A 1319-nucleotide genomic window follows, 5' to 3' on the forward strand; every position below is an offset into this window, starting at 1 on the left:
CTAAGGACATCCGCATTTATAACCGCTACGTTTCTGGCTGCCTTGGCTTAATTGTGTAGTTCCATTCGGGATGGAACGCGTCGCCGGTGATGTCGAGGCTGTCCATCTCGGCGTCGGAAACCTTGACGCCCTTCTCGTAGGTGCGCATGTCGAGCGCACACTCGACTTTGAGCCCCGTCTTGGTCGTCGTCGCACCGATCAGGTCAACTACAGCGCGACGGTCGGTCAACGGGCGGCCGCGCCAGTTCTGGGTGATGCGGCAGAACAGCCGGTGCTCAATCTTGTTCCACTTCGACGTGCCCGGCGGATAGTGATGGACGTGGAGGGTAAGCCCGCTCTTGTCTGAAAACGTCTGGAGTTCGTGTTTCCACAGCCGCACACGCACCCCGTTCGAGCCGCCACAGTCGGCCGTGATCGTCAGTTCGCGCGCCTCGGGATAGCGTTGTCGTCCCATGCGCTCGAGCCATGTGCGGATGGAGGCCACAGCGAATTCTGCCGTATCGGCGGTAATCCCGACGCTGACCCAACCCTCGTCGGCGGTCACGTCATAGACCCCGTAGGGGGCCACCTTGCCAAGGCTCTTGTCCTCGAAATCGTGGACCTTCACGCGTCGCGGATCGCCCCTCGGTCGGTAATCGGTTCCGCCATTCTTAAAGTTGCCGATCAGTTCCTTCTTCTTGGTGTCCACGGAGATGACGGGCTGGCCAGCGGCCTGCGCGGCGATGACTTTCCCATTGATATGCTCAAACTGCGCGTCGCGGTCGGGATGCCTGGAGCCCTCGTCCGCCTTTCGGTTGGACTGGCGCGAGAAACCGAGCCCGATGAGCAGCTTGCGCACGCTGTTGGGGCTGATCGCGTGGCCCATGTCGGTGAGCGCACAGGCCAACTTGTCGAGGCTCTTTGATACCCATAGCAACCGCCGCTCCGGATCGCCCAGTGTTGCCGGCGCGACCAAGTGCTCAAGGTCGGTGAGCAGCGTCGGGTCGCGGTCAGTCAGGGGCTTTGGGCCGCCGCCTTCACGCCGGACGCGGCCTTGCCGCAGCGGCGGTGCGTCAAGATCTTTCAGCCCCCGACCGATCGTCGAGCGGGCGAGTCCGGTGATCGCCGATACGGCGGCCAGCCCGCCCCAACCCGCCGCGCGCGCCTCGCTTGCAGCGAACACTCGTCGGCCCCGCTCGTCCCGCTTCGAGCCGTCCGCCTCCCACCTCTGCTCTATTCCGTGCCAGTCGATCATGACACCTTGGGTAATCTCCACCGCTACAAGAGGGAATCGCACCTGCCTGAGTCACACCGACGCAGGCGCGGAACAACCGATCCGA

At 63.5% G+C, this 1319-nt stretch carries 1 protein-coding gene; it reads right to left on the reverse strand.

The window, feature by feature from the left end; genetic code table 11:
- Positions 1-25: 25 nt before the first annotated feature.
- On the reverse strand, positions 26-1234 hold the full coding sequence (locus CG51_RS18740) for an ISAzo13 family transposase (protein ID WP_035747620.1): 1209 nt from the start codon (positions 1232-1234) through the stop codon (positions 26-28).
- Between the last annotated feature and the right edge of the window lie 85 nt (positions 1235-1319).

The organism is Haematobacter missouriensis (genome assembly GCF_000740775.1).
GTDB lineage: Bacteria > Pseudomonadota > Alphaproteobacteria > Rhodobacterales > Rhodobacteraceae > Haematobacter > Haematobacter missouriensis.